Origin of the sequence: Kineococcus haloalkalitolerans, from assembly GCF_050871905.1 — a bacterium.
Classification (GTDB): Bacteria; Actinomycetota; Actinomycetes; order Actinomycetales; family Kineococcaceae; genus Kineococcus.
In genome coordinates, this window is sequence record NZ_JBJLSH010000006.1 from 52,167 (window position 1) to 71,899 (window position 19,733).

The 19,733-nt window shown below is 78.2% G+C and carries 18 protein-coding genes; 13 read left to right on the forward strand and 5 right to left on the reverse strand.

Going from position 1 to position 19,733, the window contains the following annotated elements:
* The first annotated feature begins 33 nt into the window (after positions 1–33).
* From ACRYMY_RS04435 to ACRYMY_RS04450, 4 genes are all read left to right on the forward strand, one after another.
* Positions 34–723: an HAD family hydrolase gene (locus ACRYMY_RS04435; protein ID WP_432546060.1), complete on the forward strand. Its 690-nt coding sequence runs from the start codon at positions 34–36 to the stop codon at positions 721–723.
* 72 nt (positions 724–795) lie between these two features.
* Positions 796–1,185 carry a cold-shock protein gene (locus ACRYMY_RS04440; protein ID WP_369052396.1) on the forward strand — a complete coding sequence of 130 codons (390 nt, stop codon included), beginning with the start codon at positions 796–798 and terminating at the stop codon, positions 1,183–1,185.
* Positions 1,182–2,129 carry a DUF3027 domain-containing protein gene (locus ACRYMY_RS04445; RefSeq protein WP_432546061.1) on the forward strand — a complete coding sequence of 316 codons (948 nt, stop codon included), beginning with the start codon at positions 1,182–1,184 and terminating at the stop codon, positions 2,127–2,129. The genes ACRYMY_RS04440 and ACRYMY_RS04445 overlap by 4 nt, the downstream gene beginning before the upstream one ends.
* A gap of 157 nt (positions 2,130–2,286) precedes the next feature.
* Positions 2,287–5,286: a sacsin N-terminal ATP-binding-like domain-containing protein gene (locus tag ACRYMY_RS04450; protein ID WP_432546062.1), complete on the forward strand. Its 3,000-nt coding sequence runs from the start codon at positions 2,287–2,289 to the stop codon at positions 5,284–5,286.
* A gap of 24 nt (positions 5,287–5,310) precedes the next feature.
* On the opposite strand, the gene ACRYMY_RS04455 is transcribed toward ACRYMY_RS04450, so the two are convergent.
* Positions 5,311–5,592, reverse strand: coding sequence for a DUF2530 domain-containing protein (locus ACRYMY_RS04455; RefSeq protein ID WP_432546063.1), 282 nt, complete (start codon positions 5,590–5,592; stop codon positions 5,311–5,313).
* 109 nt (positions 5,593–5,701) lie between these two features.
* Here ACRYMY_RS04455 and ACRYMY_RS04460 point away from each other — a divergent pair, with 109 nt between their 5' ends.
* From ACRYMY_RS04460 to ACRYMY_RS04485, 6 genes are all read left to right on the forward strand, one after another.
* The gene (locus ACRYMY_RS04460) at positions 5,702–6,334 is read left to right on the forward strand and encodes a DedA family protein (protein WP_432546064.1); all 633 of its coding nucleotides are present in this window, start codon (positions 5,702–5,704) and stop codon (positions 6,332–6,334) included.
* Positions 6,321–7,688 carry a sensor histidine kinase gene (locus ACRYMY_RS04465; RefSeq protein WP_432546065.1) on the forward strand — a complete coding sequence of 456 codons (1,368 nt, stop codon included), beginning with the start codon at positions 6,321–6,323 and terminating at the stop codon, positions 7,686–7,688. Before ACRYMY_RS04460 ends, ACRYMY_RS04465 begins: the two co-directional genes overlap by 14 nt.
* Positions 7,685–8,392: a response regulator gene (locus ACRYMY_RS04470; protein WP_432546066.1), complete on the forward strand. Its 708-nt coding sequence runs from the start codon at positions 7,685–7,687 to the stop codon at positions 8,390–8,392. The genes ACRYMY_RS04465 and ACRYMY_RS04470 overlap by 4 nt, the downstream gene beginning before the upstream one ends.
* A gap of 197 nt (positions 8,393–8,589) precedes the next feature.
* The gene (locus ACRYMY_RS04475) at positions 8,590–9,849 is read left to right on the forward strand and encodes a glycosyltransferase (protein ID WP_432546067.1); all 1,260 of its coding nucleotides are present in this window, start codon (positions 8,590–8,592) and stop codon (positions 9,847–9,849) included.
* Positions 9,846–10,595 (forward strand): SDR family NAD(P)-dependent oxidoreductase, encoded by a 750-nt coding sequence (locus tag ACRYMY_RS04480; protein WP_432546068.1) that lies wholly within the window; start codon positions 9,846–9,848, stop codon positions 10,593–10,595. The genes ACRYMY_RS04475 and ACRYMY_RS04480 overlap by 4 nt, the downstream gene beginning before the upstream one ends.
* 92 nt (positions 10,596–10,687) lie before the next feature.
* The gene (locus tag ACRYMY_RS04485; RefSeq protein WP_432546069.1) at positions 10,688–12,094 is read left to right on the forward strand and encodes a TonB-dependent receptor; all 1,407 of its coding nucleotides are present in this window, start codon (positions 10,688–10,690) and stop codon (positions 12,092–12,094) included.
* Between the two features lie 34 nt (positions 12,095–12,128).
* Here ACRYMY_RS04485 and ACRYMY_RS04490 read toward each other — a convergent pair whose 3' ends face one another.
* Positions 12,129–14,291, reverse strand: coding sequence for a putative bifunctional diguanylate cyclase/phosphodiesterase (locus tag ACRYMY_RS04490; RefSeq protein WP_432546070.1), 2,163 nt, complete (start codon positions 14,289–14,291; stop codon positions 12,129–12,131).
* A gap of 135 nt (positions 14,292–14,426) precedes the next feature.
* On the opposite strand from ACRYMY_RS04490, the gene ACRYMY_RS04495 reads away from it, so the two are divergent.
* The 3 genes from ACRYMY_RS04495 to ACRYMY_RS04505 are packed head-to-tail and all read left to right on the forward strand — an operon-like array spanning position 14,427 to position 17,482.
* The gene (locus ACRYMY_RS04495; protein WP_432546071.1) at positions 14,427–14,921 is read left to right on the forward strand and encodes a MarR family winged helix-turn-helix transcriptional regulator; all 495 of its coding nucleotides are present in this window, start codon (positions 14,427–14,429) and stop codon (positions 14,919–14,921) included.
* Complete coding sequence (locus ACRYMY_RS04500; RefSeq protein ID WP_432546072.1) at positions 14,918–16,207, forward strand: MFS transporter; 1,290 nt, start codon at positions 14,918–14,920, stop codon at positions 16,205–16,207. The genes ACRYMY_RS04495 and ACRYMY_RS04500 overlap by 4 nt, the downstream gene beginning before the upstream one ends.
* 54 nt (positions 16,208–16,261) lie before the next feature.
* Positions 16,262–17,482: a class I SAM-dependent methyltransferase gene (locus tag ACRYMY_RS04505; protein WP_432546073.1), complete on the forward strand. Its 1,221-nt coding sequence runs from the start codon at positions 16,262–16,264 to the stop codon at positions 17,480–17,482.
* A gap of 22 nt (positions 17,483–17,504) precedes the next feature.
* On the opposite strand, the gene ACRYMY_RS04510 is transcribed toward ACRYMY_RS04505, so the two are convergent.
* From ACRYMY_RS04510 to serC, 3 genes are all read right to left on the reverse strand, one after another.
* The gene (locus tag ACRYMY_RS04510) at positions 17,505–18,110 is read right to left on the reverse strand and encodes a hypothetical protein (protein ID WP_432546074.1); all 606 of its coding nucleotides are present in this window, start codon (positions 18,108–18,110) and stop codon (positions 17,505–17,507) included.
* A gap of 47 nt (positions 18,111–18,157) precedes the next feature.
* Positions 18,158–18,454 (reverse strand): DUF1540 domain-containing protein, encoded by a 297-nt coding sequence (locus ACRYMY_RS04515; RefSeq protein ID WP_369052411.1) that lies wholly within the window; start codon positions 18,452–18,454, stop codon positions 18,158–18,160.
* A gap of 110 nt (positions 18,455–18,564) precedes the next feature.
* The gene (gene serC / locus ACRYMY_RS04520) at positions 18,565–19,716 is read right to left on the reverse strand and encodes a phosphoserine transaminase (RefSeq protein ID WP_432546108.1); all 1,152 of its coding nucleotides are present in this window, start codon (positions 19,714–19,716) and stop codon (positions 18,565–18,567) included.
* Positions 19,717–19,733: the final 17 nt, after the last annotated feature.

Below are 19,733 nucleotides of genomic sequence, written 5' to 3' on the forward strand. Positions count from 1 at the left end.
GGGGTGGGACGCCGAGCCGCTTAGGCTCGCCGGGTGCCCCAGGAGCCCGCCCACCCCGCCGGCCCCGTGGTCGGCTTCGACCTCGACATGACCCTCGTGGACTCCAGCGACGGCATCACCGCCACGCTGCGGGCCGCGCTGGGCGAGGCGGGGGTCGAGGTCAGCGCGGAGGACACCTGGCCCTGGCACGGGATGCCGCTGGAGCGCATCCTCGCCGGCCTGGCGCCCGGCCTCGGCGAGGACGAGCTGGCCGCCGTGCAGGAGCGCTACCGCGAGCTGTACCCGGAACTGGGGGTGGCCTCGGTGCGCGCCTTCCCGGGCGCGGCCGAGGCGCTGGCCGCCCCCGCCGCGCACGGCGGGCGCAGCCTCGTCGTCAGCGCCAAGCACGCCCCGAACGTGCACCGGGTGCTCGCGGCGACCGGCCTGGCGGCCGCCGTGGGCCCGGACGACGTGGCCGGCGACCTGTTCGCCGAGGCCAAGGGCGTGCGGCTGCGCGCCGAGGGCGCCACCGCCTACGTCGGCGACCACCCCGGCGACGTGGCCGCCGCCCGGGTGGCCGGCGCCGTCGCCGTCGTCGTCCCGACCGGCGCGCACGACGCGGAGGCCCTGCGCGCCGCGGGCGCCGACGTCGTCCTCGGCTCGCTGGCCGACTTCCCCACCTGGCTGGCGGGGCACGTGCGCGACAGGACGAGCGGGGAAGGCCGGGAGCCCGGGCGCCGTTAGCCTGGAGGGCGCGGCGCCCGCGGGCGCCCGCACCCACGACGAGCACCGACGATGACGGACGAGAAGGTTCCTGTGCCCACTGGCAAGGTCAAGTGGTTCGACGCCGAGAAGGGTTTCGGCTTCCTCGCCGCCGAGGACGGCGGCGAGGTGTTCGTGCACGCCTCCGCGCTGCCCGCCGGGACGGCGACCCTCACCAAGGGCAGTCGCGTCGAGTTCGGTGTCGTGCAGGGCGAGCGGGGCACGCAGGCGCTGTCCGTGCGGCTGCTGGACCCGCTGCCCTCGGTGGCCCGCGCCACGCGCAAGCAGCCCGAGGACATGGTCGTGATCGTCGAGGACCTCATCAAGCTCCTCGACGGGGTCTCCGGCTCGCTGCGCCGCGGCCGCTACCCCGAGCGCGGCGGCGCCCGCAAGGTCGCCACCGTCCTGCGCGCCGTCGCCGACGACCTCGAGGCCGGCGCGTGACGCTGCCCGGCGAGGACACCGCCACCACACCCAGCGGCACGACCACCGCCCGGGCCCGGCGCGCGCGCAAGCCCGCGCTGGACGCCGCGGCGGCCGGTGCGGTCGACCTGGCCCGCGCCGCCGCGGAGGAGGTCGCCGACCCCGGCACCGTCGGCGAGCACCTCGGCGCGGTGGCCGAGGGCGACCGGATCGTCACCCACACCTTCGCGTGCGCCCTGCCCGGCTACCGCGGCTGGCAGTGGAGCGTCACCGTCACCCGCGCCTCCCGTGCGCGGAACGTCACGGTCAGCGAGGTGTGCCTGCTGCCGGGCGAGGACGCGCTGCGCCCGCCGACGTGGCTGCCGTGGGCCGAGCGGATCGCCCCGGGCGACGTCGGCCCGCACGACACGCTGCCGCGCAAGGCGGACGACCCCCTGCTGGACCCCGGCTACGAGGTCGTCGGCGAGCAGGTCGCCGCCTCCGAGGCGGACGAGCTGGCGCTGTGGGAGCTGGGCCTGGGCCGCGAGCGCGTCCTGAACCGCGCCGGGCGCGACGAGGCCGCCACCCGCTGGTACGAGGGCGACCGCGGCCCGCGCAGCGAGACCGCCGAGCACGCCAAGGCGCAGTGCTCCACCTGCGGGTACTTCCTGGCGCTGGCCGGCTCGATGCGGCAGGTCTTCGGCGTGTGCGCCAACGAGTGGTCCCCCGACGACGCGCGCGTCGTCAGCGCCGACCACGGCTGCGGCGCGCACAGCGAGACCGACGTCGAGGTGGAGGCCGTCGCGCCGGCCCCGCCGGTCGTGGACGACCTGGACGGCGACCTGGAGCTCGTCCGCCCCGACGAGCCCGCCGAGGCGCCCGAGGTCGCGGGCACCGCGGACGTGCCGGAGGTCACCGCGGACACGGCGCCGGGCGCCGTCACGGACGACGCTCCGGACGACGCGGACGGCGGCGACGGTCGCTGAGGGCGCCGGCCCGGCCGCCCGGGCCGGCGACCCGTTCGGCACCGCTGCCCACCGCGAGCGCGTCCTCACCGCCTGGTCGGCCTCGCCGGCCCGCTTCCGCGAGGACGCCAACGCCGAGGAGGACGCCGCCCTCGGCGCCTACCGCGACCGGCTGGTCGTGGAGCTGGCGCAGAACGCCGCCGACGCGGCCCTGGCCGCGGGCGCGCCCGGGCGGCTGCTGCTGCGCCTGCTCGACGACCCCGCCGGCGGTCCCGGCACTCTGCTGGCCGCGAACACCGGCGCGCCGCTGGACGCCGCGGGTGTCGAGGGGCTGGCCACGCTGCGCGCCTCCGCCAAGGGCGGCGGGGGCGACGGCGCGGACGGGACGGTCGGCCGCTTCGGCGTCGGCTTCTCCGCCGTCCTGGCCGTCAGCGACGAGCCGTCGGTGCGCTCGCGCGCCGGCGGGGTCCGCTTCTCCCGGGACCTGACCCGGGAGGCCGCGCTGGCGGCGGGCGGCGCGCTGGCCGGCGAGGTCGCCCGGCGGGGCGGGCACGTGCCCGCGCTGCGCCTGCCCTTCCCCGCCGACCCCGGGGCGGACCTCCCTCCGGAGGGGTTCGACACCGTCGTGGTCCTGCCGCTGCGGGATCCCGCGGCCCGGCGCGCGGCCGAGGAGCTGCTCGACGCCTGCGACGACGTGCTGCTCGTCGCGCTGCCCGCGCTGGCCGAGGTCGTCGTGGAGCGCCCCGGCGCGCCCGCGCGGCACCTGGCCGACGCCGCCGCCCGCTGGCACCTGCTGCGCCGCACGGGCCGGCACGAGGGCGCGGCGCTCGCCGGGCGCGGGGTGGAGGAGCGCACCCGGCTGCGCTTCGACGTCGCCTGGGCCCTGCCCCGCGAGGGCTCCGGCGCCCGCCCCCCGGGTGTGGTGCACGCGCCGACGCCCACCGACGACGAGCTGCCGTGGCCGGCGCTGCTGGTGGCGACGCTGCCGCTGGGCCCGGACCGGCGCCGGGTGGCGCCGGGGCCGGCCACCGACGCCGTGCTGGACGCGGCGGCCGCCGCGTACGTGGACCTGCTCGTCGAGCGGGCCGCGGAGGGCGTGGCGGGCGCCGACGCCCTGGCGCTGCTGCCCTTCGGGGCGGCCGCGGGGCGGGTGGACGCGCAGCTGCGCGAGCGGGTCCTGGAGCGGGCGCGCACGGCGCCGCTGCTGCGAGCCGTGGAGGAGGGCGCCGGTGAGCCCGGCGGGCCCGTCGCGCCGCTGCTGCTGCGCCCCGCCGGTGCCGTCGCGCTGACGGGCCCGGGGGCCGACGACCCCGTCCTGCTGGCCGCGCTGGCGCCGTCGCTGGCGGGCCTGGTGGCCGCGCCGCGCGCGCTGGACCGGCTGCTGGGCGAGCTGGGCGTGGCGCGGCTGACGCTGGCCGACGCCCTGGAGTCGCTGCCGCCGGGACGCACCCCGGCCGGCTGGCGGGCCCTGTACGCGGCGCTGCTGCCGCTGGCCGGGGACCTGGCCGCCCGCGAGGCGATGGGCGCGCTGCCGGTGCCGCTGCTGGACGGCCGCCTCGTGCACGGCCCGCGCGGGCTGCTGCTGCCCGGTCCGGCGCCGGAGGACCCCGACGAGCTGGAGGCCTTGGAGGACGCGGCGGGCGTGCTCGCCGGGTACGGGCTGCGGCTCGTGCACCCGGACGCCGCGGCCGGCGCCGGGGCGGAGCTGCTGGAGCGGCTCGGCGCGCGCGCGGGCGGGGCCCGCGTCCTGCTGACCGACCCGGCGGTGGTGGCCGCGGTGAGCGACTCCCCCGACGCCGAGGACCCGGACGCGGTGGCCGACGCGGTGCTGGCGGTCGTGGCCGCCGCCGTCGGCACCGGCCCGGGCGCGGCGGAGCGCGCGGAGGAGCTGGCCCGGGACCTGCCCGCCCTCGGCGACCTGGCGCTGCCGGACGCCGACGACGAGCTGGCCCCCGCGAGCGCCCTCGTGCTGCCCGGCACGCTGGCCGAGCGGGCGCTGGACCCGGCGGCCGTCGCCGTGGTCGACGCCGACCTGCTGGCGCGGTGGGGCCCGGACGTGCTGCGGGCGGTGGGGGTCCTGCGCGCGCCGGCCGCGGTGCACCTGCCGGTCCTCGACCCGGCGGGCGACGACCCCGACGGCGGCGCCGGCGACCCCGACGACGCGGACGACCCCGCGGCGGGCCTGGACGGCCTGGGCGCCTACGCCGACGAGGTGTGGGGCGACGTCCTGGACGCCGAGCCGGGCACGGTGCTGGAGGACGTCGCCGTGGTGCGCGACCTCGACCTCGTCGTGGACGCCTGGCCGGAGGTCGTGGCCGCGCTGGCCGCCTCGCCCGCGGGCGTCGAGGCGCTGACGCAGCCCTGGCGGGCGGGCGGGCGCGCGCGCGAGCCGCACGCGGCGTGGTGGCTGCGGCGCCGCGGCCCGGTGCCGCCGGTCAGCCGCTCGGCCGCGTCGCCCGCGTGGCTGCCGGCGGCGCCGCCGTGGACGGCGGACCTGCCCGCGCCGGTGCGCCGCGCCCTCGGGGTGCTCGACGCGCCGGCGGACGCCGGGCCGGCGGACGTGCTGCCGCTGCTCGGGGCGCTGGCCGGTGCGCGCGGCCCCGTGCCGCCGGCGGACCTGCTGGCGGTGTGGTCGCTGCTGGCCGTGCACGCGGACGAGCTGCCGCCCGCGCCGCCGCCGGAGCGGCTGCGGGTGCTGGAGGGGTCCGGGCTCTCGACGGTGACGGTCCCGGCGGAGGAGGTCGTCGTGCCCGACGACCCGCTGTGGGCGCAGCTGACCCGGCTCGGACCCCGGCTGCTGGTGCCGGCGGCCGCCGCCGCGAGGGTGGCCGACGTCCTCGACCTCGACCTGGCCTCCGACCGCGCCGACGGGGAGCCCTCGCGCACGGGCGGCGAGCCGCACGAGGTGCCGGGGGCGCTGGCGGCGCTGCTGCCGGGCGCCCCGCGCACCTGGCAGCGGGTGGGCGACCTGGCGGTCGACGGGCGGCCGGTGCCGGTGTGGGTGCTGGGGTCCGGCCCGGACGCGGTGGTCCTGGCCCGGGACGAGGCCGCCGCGGCCGACGGCCTCGCCCACGCGGCGGGGCGCTGGGCGCTGCGGCGGGCCGCGGCGGCGGTGCTGCTGGCGCCGGACGCGGCGTCGGCCGACGCCGTCCTGGCGTCGGAGCTGCCCGGCCTGTGACCCGGCCCCCGCGACGAGCGGGGGTCAGCCCCGGTGCAGCAGCGGGTCGTCGGGGTCGGCGCGCTCCCCCGCGTGCCGGCGCCGCCGGCGCGCGACGACCAGCCCACCGACGAGACCGAGCGCGAGCCCGGCCACGCACGCGCCCAGCCAGTTCCCCCGCCCCGCCTCGCGCAGCGCGGGCACGGCGAGGCCCGCGACCAGGGCCAGCGCCCACGCCAGCGTGCCCACGAGGACGGGCACCCGGTCGTCGTGCTGCAGCGGCGCGGGCGGTGGCGCGGCCTTCGACGGCGGCAGGTGGAGCGGCACGCGTCCAGTCTGCCCCGGCGGTGGCGGGGCCACCCCCTACCGGGAGGTGACGCCGGGACGGCACCGCGGGGTGACGACGCGGACCCGGCGGCGGTCCTACGGTCGCCCGGTGGAGGTCTGGACGCAGGTCGGGGCGGCGCTGTCGTCGGGGCTCGAGACGGGGGCGGGTGCCTGGACGTACGCGGCCCTGCTGCTGGCGATGGTCCTGGAGGGGCCGGTGGCCACGGTCGTCGGCGGTGCGCTCGCCGGAGCCGGGCACGCGTCGCTGCTCGCGGTGTGGCTGCTGGCGGTGGGCGCGGACCTGGTGGCCGACAGCCTGCTGTTCGCCGTGGGCCGCGCCGGTCACCACCCGCGGGCGGCGCGCTGGCTGCACCGCCTGGGCCTGCACGGCGAGCGCCGCGAGCGGCTGTCGCGCCGGGCGCACGAGCACCTGGGCTCCCTCGTGGTGGGCGCCAAGCTCGTCGACGTGGGCGCGGTGCCGGCGTTCCTGGCCACCGGGCTGGCGGGGGTGCCGTTCCACCGGGTGCTGGGCTGGAACGCGGTGTGCACGGCGGTGCGGGCCGGGGCGCTGGTGGCGCTCGGCGTGCTGGCCGGCCGGCACGCGCAGGCGGTGCTGGAGCACTGGTGGGCGGCGCCGCTGGCCGGGCTGGCGCTGGGCGGGAGCGTCCTGGCGGTGCGGGCGCTCGTGCTGCGGGCACGCTCCGCGGCGGGACGGCGGGGGGTGGCGCGTGCGGCGGCGTGAGCGGGCCGGCGACCCGGCCGGCGACCCGGCGGGCGGCGGGGCGCGGCGGCGGCGCTGGCGCGAGCGCCGGCAGCGGTGGCGGGCCGCGCACCGGGAGCGCCGCGAGCGGGCGCGGGTGCGCCGGGAGCGGCTGGCCCGGCTGCTGCTGCCGTGGCCGCTGCTGACGGGCCTGGCCGTCGTCCTGGCCAGCGTCGCGCTGCCGGTGCTCAGCGGCGTGCACGACGCCCCGCTGGTGCCGGCCGCGCTCGTCACGACGCTGGCCGCGGGGGCGGTGCCGCTGGCGCACGCGCGGCCCCGGGCGGCCGTGGCCGCGCTGCTGCTGGCCACGGCCCTGACACCGCTGGTCGCGGCGACGGACGTCAGCCCGTGGCCGTGGACGGTGCCGACGCTGCTGACGGCGTGCGCGACGCTGGCCGTGCTGGGGGTCGGCGGGCGCTGGCGCCCCGCCCTGCTGGGCTGGTGGGGGTCGGTGACGCTGGTCGTGCTGTCGGCGGCCGTGCTGGGCAGCCTGCCCGAGGCCTACGGGAGGGCCCGGGAGGTGGAGGCGGAGGTGCTGGCGGTGTGGTCGTCGAACACGGCGGCCGCGCTGGCGCTGGGCGGCGCGGCCGGGCACTGGTGGCGCACCCGCGGCGTCGTGGAGCGCTACCGCCGGGACCGCGAGGCCGAGCAGGCGCGCCGGGTGCTGGTGGAGGAGCGCAACCGCATCGCGCGCGAGCTGCACGACGTGGTGGCGCACAGCATGTCGGTGGTGCAGGTGCAGGCGACCACGGCCGCCTACCGGCTGCCGGGCCTGGACGAGGCGGTGCGGGCGGAGTTCGAGGACATCGCGGCGCAGGCGCGCAGCGCGCTGCGGGAGATGCGCGGCCAGCTGGCGGTGCTGCGCGACGAGTCGCAGGCGGTGCTGCTGGCCCCGCAGCCGGGCGGGGAGGGCCTGGTGGCGGGGCTGGAGGAGCTGTGCGCGGGGGTGCGGCGCACCGGCTCGCGGGTGGACCTGGAGGTGGCGGGGGGCCGGGGCCTGGACGACCTGGGGCCGGGCACGGGCCTGGTGGTGCACCGCATCGTGCAGGAGGCGCTGGCCAACGTGGTGCGGCACGCGCCGGGCGCGGCCGTGGACGTGCGGGTGGGGACCCCGCCGGGGCTGGTGCGCGTGGAGGTCGTCAACGCCCCCGCCCCGGACGCGCGCGGCGCGCGGGCGGAGACCGGGGACGCCGGGGAGGGCGGTGGCCACGGGCTGGTGGGGATGCGGGAGCGTGCGTCCCTGCTGGGCGGCCGGGTCGGTGCCGGGCCGCTGCCGGACGGCGGGTGGCGGGTGGTCGCGGAGGTGCCGCGCACGGCGCGGCGGGAGGGGGCGTGAGCGTGGGACCGGGGACGGGCGCGGAGCCGGGGTCGGGCGCGGTCCGCGTGGTCGTCGTGGACGACCAGGCGATGATCCGCGCGGGGTTCACCGCGCTGCTGGGCGCGCACCCGGGCATCGAGGTCGTGGGCGAGGCCGCGGACGGGGCGCGGGCGCTGGAGGTCGTGGCGCGCACCGGCCCCGACGTGGTGCTGATGGACGTGCGGATGCCGGTGCTGGACGGCCTGGAGGCCACCCGGCGGCTGCTGGGCGGGGCGGGCCCGCACCCGAAGGTGCTGGTGCTGACGACGTTCGACGTGGACGACTACGTCTTCGAGGCGCTGCGCGCCGGCGCCAGCGGGTTCCTGCTCAAGGACGCCACGGCGCCCGAGCTGGTGCACGCCGTGCACCGGGTCGCGGCCGGCGACGCGCTGCTGGCGCCCGCGGTGACGCGGCGCTTGGTGGAGCACTGGGTGCGGCACCAGGAGCGGCCCGCGCCGCCGGCGGCGGCCGCGGCGCTGGAGGGGCTGACCCCGCGCGAGCTGGAGGTGCTGCGGCTGGTGGCGCGGGGCCTGTCCAACGGCGAGATCGCCGCCGAGCTGGTCATCGCCGAGCAGACGGCCAAGACGCACGTCAGCCGCGTGCTGACGAAGCTGGGCCTGCGCGACCGCGTGCAGGCGGTGGTGCTGGGGTACGAGACCGGGCTGGTCGGCCCCGGCCGCTGACCCCGGCCGCTGGACCCGGTGGAGCAGTACCCCGGGAGTACGCGGGCGGTACCGGGGAGGCACGGCGGACGTCCGGCGTCGCCCCGGTGACGGACGCGGGAACACCTCCCGCGGGCGACGACGGGGCCCGGTCCCGGGCGGTGGGATCGCAGGTACCGGCGGCCCCGCCGGGAGACCCCCGACCCCGGGAGAACACCGTGAAGGTCCTCGTCGTCGCCGACACCTACTCTCCCGACGTGAACGGCGCCTCGACGTTCGCGCAGCGCTTCGCCGCCGGGCTGACGGCCCGCCACGAGGTGCACGTCCTGGCCCCGGCCCGCCGCTGGCGCAGCGGGTCCGCCGTCGTCGCCGTCGCACCGGGCCGCGCGCTCGTCGAGCACCGGGTCCGCGCGCTGCCCGTCGTGGCCGGCGGGACGGGGTTGCGGTTCTGCCCGCCCGCCGGCCTGGGCCGCGCCGTGGACGCCGTGCTGCGGCGGGTGCGGCCCGACGTGGTGCACGTGCAGAGCCACTTCCTGCTCGGCCGCGCGGCCGTGGCCGCGGCCCGGCGCGCCGGGGTCCCCGTCGTGGCCACGAACCACTTCATGCCGGAGAACCTCACCCACCACGTCCCGCTGGGCGCGCGCGCCCAGCGGCGCCTGCACGCGTGGGCGTGGGCGGACGCGGCGCGGGTGTTCGCCGGCGCCGACGTGGTCACCGCCCCCACCCCGTTCGCGGCCCGGCTCGCGGAGTCCTCGGGGGTCCCGGGCCCCGTGCTGCCGGTCTCGTGCGGGCTGGACCTGTCGCGGTTCTCCCCCGACGCCGACGGCTCGCGGCGGCGGGTGTTCCGCACCCGCTACGGCGTCCCGGACCGCCCCACGTTCGCCTACGTGGGCCGGCTGGCGCCGGAGAAGAACGTCCACGAGCTCGTGGACGCGCTGGCGCTGCTGCACCGCGCGCGCCCGGAGCTGGACGCCCAGCTGCTGCTGGTGGGTGACGGCGCCGAGCGCCGCGGGCTGCTGGCGCGGGCCGCGCGCGCCGGGGTCGCCGACCGCGTCGTCACCACCGGTTTCGTGCCCGAGGAGGACCTGCCCGCCGCCTACGCGGCGGCGGACGCGTTCGTCAACGCGGGCACCGCGGAGCTGCAGAGCCTGGTGGTGCTCGAGGCGATGGCCTCGGGGCTGCCGGTGCTGGGCGTGGCCGCGGGGGCGCTGCCGCACCTGGTGCACGAGGGCCGCAACGGGCACCTGTTCCCGCACGGCGAGCCGGCGGTCCTGGCCGACCGGCTGGGCGCTCTCCTGGGCGCCGGCGCGGCGGCGCGGGCGGCGCGGATGGGCCGGTGCAGCCGCGAGGTGGCCGCCGCGCACGACCTGGCCGCGACCCTGGCGCGGTTCGAGGAGCTGTACGGCGCGCTGCTGCGGCCGGCGGACGTGCGGGCGGGTTCCGCGGCGGCGGTGGCGTCTGCTGGGATGGCCGCATGAGCGACACCGCGGCCCGTCCCCGCACCGCCCTCGTCACCGGCGCCAGCAGCGGCATCGGCGCCGCGACCGTGCGGGCCCTGGCCGCGGCCGGGTTCCGCACGGTCGCCGCGGCCCGGCGCGTGGAGCGCTGCGAGGAGCTGGCCGCGGAGGTCGGCGGGCGCGCCGTGCAGCTGGACGTCACCGACCCGGCGTCGGTGGCGGCGCTGGCGCAGGCGGTGCCGGAGGTCGACGTCGTCGTGCACTCGGCGGGCGGGGCGTTCGGCACCGACCGCGTCGAGGACGGCGACCCGGAGGGCTGGCAGCGCATGTACGACGTGAACGTCGTCGGCGTGCTGCGCGTGCACCAGGCGCTGCTGCCGGCGATGAGGCGCGGCGGCAACGGCCACGTCGTCGTCCTGGGCTCCATCGCGGGTTTCGAGGTGTACCCCGGCGGGGGCGGGTACACGGCCGTCAAGCACGGGGTGAACGCGCTGTGCCGCACGCTGCGCCTGGAGCTGCTGGGCGAGCCGGTGCGCGTCACGGAGGTCGCGCCGGGGATGGTGGAGACGGAGTTCTCGCTCGTCCGCCTGGGCAGCGAGGAGGCGGCGGCGAAGGTGTACGAGGGGCTGACCCCGCTGAGCGCCGAGGACGTCGCGGACATCGTCGCGTTCGCGGTGACGCGCCCGCCGCACGTGGACGTCGACAAGGTCGTGGTGCGCCCCGTCGCGCAGGCCGACGCCGCGCACGTGCACCGCGCGCGCGGCTGAGGGGCGCACCCCGGGGGTGACACGGGGTGACAGGGCGCGACCGGACCTCCAGGATGGGAGGACGGACGCCACCCAGCCCCGGAGGGACCCCCGTGGAGATCGCCGCCGACACGCTGCAGAAGGCCCTGCGGATCAACCTGGACCCCCGCTGGTACGGGACGATCGCCGAGATCGGCGCGGGCCAGGAGGTGGCGCGCTGGTTCTTCCGCGCCGGCGGCGCCGCCGGGACCGTGGCCAAGTCGATGTCGGCCTACGACATGGCCGTCAGCGACGCCGTGTACGGCAAGTCCGACCGCTACGTGTCCCTGGGGCGCCTGCAGGCGATGCTGCAGCACGAGCTGTCCCTGAACGTGGAGCGCCTCAGCGACGCGCGCGGCGACGACACCTGCTTCTTCGCCTTCGCCGACACCGTCGTGGCCCGCAGCTACCGCGGCGGCAACGAGTGCCACGGCTGGATGGGGGTGCGGTTCCAGGCCCACCCCCACGACGAGCCCAGCCAGATCGTGCTGCACGTGCGGATGCTCGACGACGACGCGAGCCTGCAGCAGGAGGCCCTGGGCATCGTCGGGGTGAACCTGCTGCACGCGGCGTTCTTCGAGCGCCACGAGCCCGACCAGGTCGTGGCCAGCCTGCTGGACAAGCTGTCCACCGGGCGCATCGAGATCGACCTCGTCCAGTTCCGCGGCATCGAGTTCCGGCACGTGGACAACCGGGTGATGGCGCTGCAGCTGGTGCAGCTGGGCCTGTCGGGCGTGGCGATGTTCGGGCCCGACGGGGAGGTGCTGCAGCCGTCGGAGGCGCTGCGCAAGCGCGCGGTCCTGGTCGAGCGCGGCAGCTTCCGCCCCCCGACGGTCGTCAACGTCGACATGCTCACCTCGGCCGAGGAGAAGTTCCGGCAGGGCGACGTCGGGGACACGCCCGTGCTGGCGCTGTGCGAGCTGACGATGCGGAACCTGCGCGCGGCCGGCGACACGGTGGACCGCCGCGACTTCCTGGCCCGCGCCGACCTGCTCGGCGCGTGCGGCATGACGACCCTCATCACGGACTACTACGAGTACAACCGCCTCGCCGACTACCTCCAGCAGCGCACCAAGGAGCGCATCGGCATCGTCATGGGCGTCCCGAGCCTGGTGAACCTCTTCGACGAGGAGAACCACGCGCACATGCGCGGCGGGATCCTGGAGAGCTTCGGCAGGTTGTTCAAGAACGACCTGAAGCTGTTCGTGTACCCCATGCAGGACCAGGGGACCGGCGAGACGGTCACGGTGGAGGACATGGAGGTGTCCGACGAGCTGCGGCCGCTGTTCGACTACCTGGCCCGCCGCGGCAGCTTCGTGCACCTGGACAACTACCGGCCCGAGTACCTGCCGATCCTCAGCCGGGACGTGCTGCGCCGCATCGCGGCCGGGGACGACAGCTGGGAGTCGATGGTGCCCGAGGAGGTCGCCTCCACCATCGTCAAGCGGGGTTTCTTCGGGTACAAGCGCCGCGAGGACTGAGGCGGTCGGCGGGCCGCCGCGCCGGGCCGGGCCCTCAGCGCGGCGGCAGGGCCAGGGCGGCGGCCGGCACGGGGCGGCCGAACAGCCAGCCCTGCGCGCGGTCGCAGCCCATCTCGCGCAGGGTCCGCGCCTGCAGCTCGGTCTCCACGCCCTCGGCGGTGACGACCATCCCGTGCGCGTGGGCCAGCGCGATGAGCGCCTCGACGACGGCGTCGGCGCGCGCGGACTGCCCCAGCGGCCGCACGAACGACATGTCGATCTTCAGGAAGCTGAGGGGGAAGCGGTCCAGGTAGGACAGCGAGGAGTACCCGGTGCCGAAGTCGTCGAGGCCGACGCGGGCGCCGACGCTGCGCAGCTCGCCCAGGCTGGCCCGCGTGGCCGTCGACAGGTCGATGAGGGTGCGCTCGGTGACCTCGGCCAGCAGGGAGGAGCCGGCGGCGCCGGTGGCCTCGACGCTGTGGGCCAGCCGGTGCGCGAAGGCGGGGTGCTCCAGCGTCTTGCCGGAGACGTTGAAGCTGACCTGCAGCCCGACGCCCTCGCGCCGCCACTCGCGCAGCTGGCGCAGGACCTCGCCCAGCACCCAGGAGTCCACGTCGACGATGAGGCCGGTGTCCTCGGCGGTGTCGACGAAGCAGCCGGGTTCCAGGACGCCCTCGACGGGGTCGTGCAGGCGCACGAGCGCCTCGGCGGCCACGAGCCGCTCGTCGCGGAGGTCGACGATGGGCTGCCACACCACGCGCAGGCCGTCGGTGCGCAGCGCCCGGCGCACGCGGTGCTCGGCCTGGCGGCGCGACTCGGCGTCCTCGCGCATGACGCGGTCGTAGACGGCGACGCGGTCGCGGCCGGCGTCCTTGGCCCGGTAGAGGGCCATGTCGGCGCTGCGGAACAGCTCGTCGCTGGTGCCCTCGTGCCCGACGGCGACGCCGGCGGAGCTGGTGCACACGAACGGCTCGGCCAGGCCGGGCAGGGCGATGGGCGCGCGCAGCCGGCGCAGCAGGCTCTGCGCCATGACGGGCACCGCGTCGGGCCTGTCCACCCCGGGCACCATGAGCACGAACTCGTCGCCGCCCAGGCGCGCCAGGGTGGCGCCGGTGGGGGCGGCCTCCTCCAGCCGGGCGGCGACCTGGCGCAGCAGCGCGTCGCCGACCTGGTGGCCCAGGGTGTCGTTGACGAGCTTGAAGCGGTCCAGGTCGAGCAGGACGAGGGCGACGGCGCGCCCGGGCCCGGCGTGCTCGAGGGCCTCGGCCAGCCGGGCGTCCAGGACGGCGCGGTTGGCCAGGCCGGTCAGCGCGTCGCACTGGGCCAGGCGCACCAGCTCGCCGGTGGTGCGGTCGGAGGCGTCGGCGTCCAGCACGAGACCGCGCACGGTGGCGCCGCCGGCGCCCAGGGGGACGCTGACACCGATGAAGGTGCGCTCGGCGCCGTCGGGGCAGCGCACGCGGAACGGGTAGGGGGCCGAGCGCCCGAGGTGGCCGGCGGGGTGGCCCGCGGGGTCCTCGACACCGGTGAAGGGGGCGCGGTCCTCCGGGTGGACCCACGCGCGCCAGGTGTCCAGGTCGACGTCGGGCCCGGTGGCGGCCAGGCCGACCATCTGGCGCATCCGCTCGTCGAGCCGGACGACGCCGCCGGCGGGGTCCCACGTCCAGGACCCCAGCCCGGCCAGGTGCACCGAGCCGCCGAGCAGGGCCTGCGTGCACTGCAGCTCGCGGGTCAGGTCGCGGGCCTCGGCGGCGGAGCGCAGCGCCCGCCAGCAGGCGCCCGCGACGGCGACCAGGACGCTCACGCGGTCCGCGGCGTCCGGGACGCCGGGCGGGCTCCAGACGGCCAGGCGCGGGGTCGAGGGGTCGCCCGGCAGGAGGTCGAGGACGGCCGCGGGTCCCTGGCGGACCAGGTCCGCGCCGGGGAAGCGGCGGCCGGGCACGAGCAGGAGGTCGCCGCGGGCGGCCAGGACCTCCAGCTCGCGCTCGCGGGAGCGGGCGACGGGCTCGACGAGCAGGACGCGGCGGTACCCGGCCCGCTCCACCTCGACCACGAGGAGCTCGGCGAGCACGGCGGGGTCGGCGCAGGCCGCGAGGCGCTGGTGCGCGGTCGCCGTCGCGCCGGTGGTCCCGGGGCTGCCCGTGCCCGGGGTGGTCGCCGCGCGGAGCTGCGCCGCCGCAGCGCGCACCCGTGTCGCGGCCGCCGTCGTCCTGCTCACCGCTCGCCCCCGTCCACCACCGACCCGTGGAACTACTCAACGTGAGTGACTGTAACGCCCCGTGCAGGGTCCGCGGTACCCGACCAGTGATGGTTGCTGATGGCACTTAGCCTGGCTAAGGAGTAGCGTGGTCGGGTGACCACCTCCACCAGCGACCCCCCGGCGCCCGGTGGCGGCGCGGCGGCGCACGCGGGGACGGACGCGGGGACGGACGTGGGAGCGCTCGCGGCCGACGTGCGCGTCGCCGTGCTGCGCACCGCCCGCCGCCTGCGCGCCACCAAGAGCGACGACGAGCTGTCCGACGCGCAGTTCTCCGTCCTGGCCCACCTGCACACGCACGGCCCGCGCACCCCTGGTGAGCTCGCCGAGGCCGAGCACGTGCGCGCGCCGTCGATGACCCGCACGCTGGCCGCCCTGGAGGGCGCCGGGCTGCTCGAGCGCACCGCCCACCCCACCGACCGGCGCCAGGTGCTCGTGAGCGCCACCCCCGCCGGCCGCGCCACCGTCGAGGCCACCCGCGCCGCCCGCACGGCCTGGCTGGCCGCGCGGCTGCAGCACCTGTCCCCCGCCGAGCGGGAGGTGCTGGCCGAGGCCGCGCGCCTGCTGCGCGAGGTGGTCGCACCCGCGTGAACCAGACCTTCCGCTCCCTGCGCCACCGCGACTACCGCCTGTGGGCCTCCGGCGCGATCGTCAGCAACACCGGCACCTGGATGCAGCGCGTGGCCCAGGACTGGCTCGTCATCACGGTCCTGACCGACGGCTCGGGCACCGCCGGCGGCATCACCACCGGCCTGCAGTTCGGGCCGATCCTGCTGCTGGCGCCGCTGGCCGGCACCATCGCCGACCGCTTCCCCAAGCGCCGCACGCTGATGTTCACGCAGACCGCGATGGCGCTGCTGGCCGCCGCCCTCGGCGCGCTCGTCGTCTCCGGCGCCGCGCAGCTGTGGCACGTGTACGTCTTCGCCCTCCTGCTCGGCGTCGCCTCCGCGATCGACGGCCCGGTGCGCCAGACCTTCGTCAGCCAGCTCGTCCCGCGCGAGGACCTGTCCAACGCCGTCGGCCTGAACTCGGCGTCCTTCAACGCCGCCCGCCTGCTCGGGCCCGCCGCGGCCGGGCTGCTCATCGCCTGGATCGGCACCGGACCGGTGTTCCTCGTCAACGCCGCCACCTTCGCCGCGCCGCTGCTGTGCCTGGCGCTCATGCGCCCGGCCGAGGTGCCCGCCGAGGAGCGGCCCGGGCGCGGGGCCGGCCGCATGCGCGAGGGCGTGCGCTACGTGCTGGCCCGCCCCGACCTCGTCGCGGTGTTCGCCCTCGTCGGCGTCGTGGGCACGTTCGGGCTGAACTTCCAGCTCACCAGCGTCCTCATGACCGGGGTGAAGTTCGAGCGCGACGCGGCCGCGGCCGGGTTCGCCAGCACCATGCTGGCCGTCGGCTCGCTGGCCGGGGCGCTGCTGGCCGCGCGCCGCGAGCGGCCCCGCTACCGCCTGGTGTTCGGCGCCGCCGCCGCCTTCGGCGTCACCGCCACCGTCGCCGCGCTCATGCCCACCTACGAGCTGTACCTGCTCGTGCTGCCGTTCATGGGCCTGGCCTCGCTGACGCTCATGACCTCGGCCAACGCGACGGTGCAGATGAGCACCGAGCCGGCCGTGCGCGGGCGGGTCATGGCGATCTACATGGCGCTGTTCCAGGGCGGCACCGTCGTCGGCGGGCCGTTCGTGGGCTGGATGGGCACCCGCTTCGGCGCCGAGTGGTCGATCCTGGCCGGCTCGGTCCCCTCCCTGCTCGTCGCCGTCCTGGCCGCGGCGTACTTCGCGCGCCACGCCCGCGTGCGGGTGCGCTACCGGCTGCGCGAGCGCCCGCACCTGACCGTCGTGCCCGCCGCCGGCCGCGACGAGCGGGACGCCGCGGCCGCCTGAGCGGCCTGCTGAGCAGCGTCCCGGGAGCCCCGCGGGCGGGGGGAGGATGGGGCGGTGCCCGTGTCCGACCTCGCCACCGCCCTCGCCGACGTGCGCGCCCTGCTGCTGGCCCCCGACGACCTCGTGCGGGCCGTGGCCGCCGGGCGCCGCCGCGGGGTGGAGCCGCCCGCCGCCGAGCGCGTGGAGGTGCGCCCCGTCGCCCTGCGCGCCGGCCCGCACCTGCAGCTGGTCTCGCGCACCGGGCCGGTCGTCAGCACCGTCAACGCCCCGCTGGGCGAGCGCGCCGCGGCCGCCGTGGACGACCTGCTGGCGCAGCCGTTCGGCAACTTCCACGTCGAGACGTCCTCACAGGTGCTGCAGCTGCGCGTCACCAAGCGCGGCGAGGCGCAGGTGCACCGCTCGGCCACCAGCCGCCGCGCCGTGCAGGCCGGCCCGCAGGCGCACGACCGCACCAAGCAGCGGCTCGTCGACCCCGACGACCCGCTGTTCCGGGTGCTGGGCGCCGGCGGGGACAAGCGGCGCCAGGTCGACGCGTTCGTGCGCCAGCTGGCCCCGCTGGCCCCGCGCGCGCTGGACGCGGCCGCCGGGCGCGAGCTGCGCGCCGTCGACCTGGGCTGCGGCAACGCCTACCTGACCTTCGCCGCGCACCGCTGGCTGGCCGGGCGGGCCGGCGAGGACGGCGCGGCACTGCGCACCGTCGGCGTGGACGTGCGCCCCGACGTCGTGGAGCGCAGCGAGCGCCTGGCCGGCGAGGCGGGGCTGGCGGGGCTGTCCTTCGCCGTCGGCTCCATCGTCGACGCCGACCCCTTCGACGGCGAGGCGCCCGACGTGGTCCTGGCGCTGCACGCCTGCGACACCGCCACCGACGACGCGCTGGCGCGCGCGGTGCGCTGGGGCTCCCCCGTCGTCCTGGCCGCGCCCTGCTGCCACCGCGACGTGCAGCGGCAGATCGCCGGCGCGCGCGCCGACGCCGGGCGCGCGGACGCGGGCGAGCCGCTCGTGCGGCACCCGATCCTGCGCGAGCGGTTCGCCGACGTGCTCACCGACGCGCTGCGCGCGCTCGTGCTGCAGGTCCTCGGCTACCGCGTGGAGGTGGTGGAGTTCGTCGACTCCCGGCACACCCCGCGCAACGCGCTGCTGCGGGCGGTGCGCACGGGCGGCCCGCGACCGGAGCACCTGGCCGAGCTGGACGCGCTGTGCGCGCAGTGGGGCGTCGAGCCGGTCCTGGCGCGCCGGCTGGCGCCGCAGCTGGACGCCGTGCGCGCGGGCGCCTGAACCCTCCCGCCAGCCCCTCGCGTCAGTCCTGCGCGGCGGCCAGCGCCTGCCGCTCCAGGGCGGCGAGGTCCACGAGCAGGTCCGCGGCCCCGTGCAGGCGGTCGCTGAGGGCGTCCACTCCCGGGGACAGCACCGTCAGCTCCCCGCGGTCGGCCAGGTCGGCGAAGATCCCGTCGTTGCTGACGACCAGGACCTCCACGGGCCCGGGCACGGCCTCCGCGGCGGCCAGCAGCGCGTGGTCGGCGACGTCGGCGCCGTCGGCCACGGCCAGGGCCCGGGCGGCGAACTCCGCCAGCCAGGGGCGGGCCCGCGCCACCGCCCCCACCTGCCCGGCCAGGGCGACGTGGTCGGCCTGGCGGGCCAGCTCGACGACCAGCTCCATGCGCGCGCGCAGGCGGCCGCGCTCGGCGCGCAGGTTGTCCAGGTCGACCAGCAGCACCCGCGTCACCCCGCTGCCGGACCACACGGGGTACTCGCGCACCAGCGAGCGCAGGGCCGGACCCAGGACGCTCGGCGCCGGCTCGGGTTCCGGCTCGGGGTCCGGCGCCGTCTCCGGCTCGGCGGGCAGGTCGGAGAGCCGGACCCACTCGTAGTCGTCCAGCTCGCCGCGTCCGCCGCCCAGTCCCACGCGGGGATCGTCCCAGCACCGGGCCCGGGGCGCTCAGCCCGGTCGGCTCAGGCCGCGCTGTAGGTCAGGCAGCGGGTCTCGCCGCCCACGTCGCCGACCTCGACGGCCTGCGCGTGGCAGGTCAGGTCCTCGTTGTGCACGCAGTCGGCGAGCTGGCAGGCACCGACGTGCCCCTCGGGGGCGGTGCGGTGCTTGGTGGGGATGCCGAGGAAGGTCGCGCAGTGGTTCTGCCCGTGGTCGCCGACCGTGATGGCCGGGGCGTGGCAGCTCACGTCGGCGTTGAAGGTGCAGCCGCTGACGGAGCACTGGTGGATGGGGGTGAGGTCCAGGTTCACGGTCGCCATGCGTTCCACGGTATGGACGCCGGGCATTCCCCGCCACCTCCCGGGGCGTTTCCGGGAAAAGGTAGGGAAGGCGCGCCTCACCCTTTCCCAGGAATCAGGTCAGCCTTTCCTCAGCCCCTCCGCAACGCCCCCGCGACGTGGTCCACGCACGCCAGCAGGGCCCGCACGTCGTCCGGGTCGACGGCCGGGAACAGCCCGAACCGCAGCTGGTTGCGCCCCAGGCTGCGGTACGGGAAGACGTCGACGACGCCGTGCCGGCGCAGCACCTCCTGCACGGCGCCGGCGTCCACGGAGGCGTCCAGGTCGACGGTGGCGACGACCGCCGAGCGCGCGGCCTCCTCGGCCACGAACGGGCTGGCGTAGTCGCTGGCCTCCGCCCACGCGTAGACGGCCGCGGCCGACTCCGCGCAGCGCGCGGTGGCCCAGTCCAGCCCGCCGTTGCCCAGCAGCCAGTCCACCTGCTCGGCGAGGAGCACGAGGGTGGCGATGGCCGGGGTGTTGTACGTCTGGTCGCGGCGGGAGTTCTCCACCGCGGTGGCCAGGTCCAGCGAGGCCGGCACCCACCGGCCGCCGCGGGACAGCTCCCCCACCCGCTCCAGCGCCGCCGGCGACAGCAGCGCCACCCACAGGCCGCCGTCGGCGGCGAACGCCTTCTGCGGGGCGAAGTAGTAGGCGTCGGCCTGCGCGACGTCCACGGGCAGACCGCCGGCGCCGGAGGTGGCGTCGACGAGCACGAGGGGCCCGCCGTCGGCGGGGCCGGGCCCGTCGGGCCGGCGCACCGGCGCGGCCACGCCCGTGGAGGTCTCGTTGTGCGGCCAGGCGACGGCGTCCACGCCCTCGGCGACGGCGCCCAGGCGCGGCAGCGTGCCCGGCTCGCCGCGCACCACGACCGGCTCGGCCAGGAACGGCGCCGCGGCCGCGGCCGCGGCGAACTTGGCGGAGAACTCCCCCAGCACCAGGTGCTGGGACCGCTCGCGCACCAGGCACAGGGTCGCCACGTCCCAGAAGGCGGTGCTGCCGCCGTTGCCGAGGACCACCTCGTACCCCTCGGGCAGCGAGAACAGCTGCGCCAGCCCCTCCCGCACCCGCCGCACGAGCGACTTCACGGGCGCCTGCCGGTGCGAGGTCCCCAGCACCGCGCGGCCCGCGCGCGCCAGGGCGTCGACCTGCTCGGGGCGCACCTTGCTGGGCCCGGAGCCGAACCGGCCGTCGGCGGGCAGCAGGTCGGCGGGGATCGTGGTGTCGGCGCTCACGCGGGCGATCCTGCCGCACCGGCCGC

Excerpts from the sequence above, each read along its gene's own strand:
- ACRYMY_RS04480 (WP_432546068.1), top strand. The coding sequence starts at position 9,846 with ATGAGCGACACCGCGGCCCGTCCCCGCACCGCCCTCGTCACCGGCGCC.
- ACRYMY_RS04515 (WP_369052411.1), bottom strand. The coding sequence starts at position 18,454 with ATGGCGACCGTGAACCTGGACCTCACCCCCATCCACCAGTGCTCCGTC.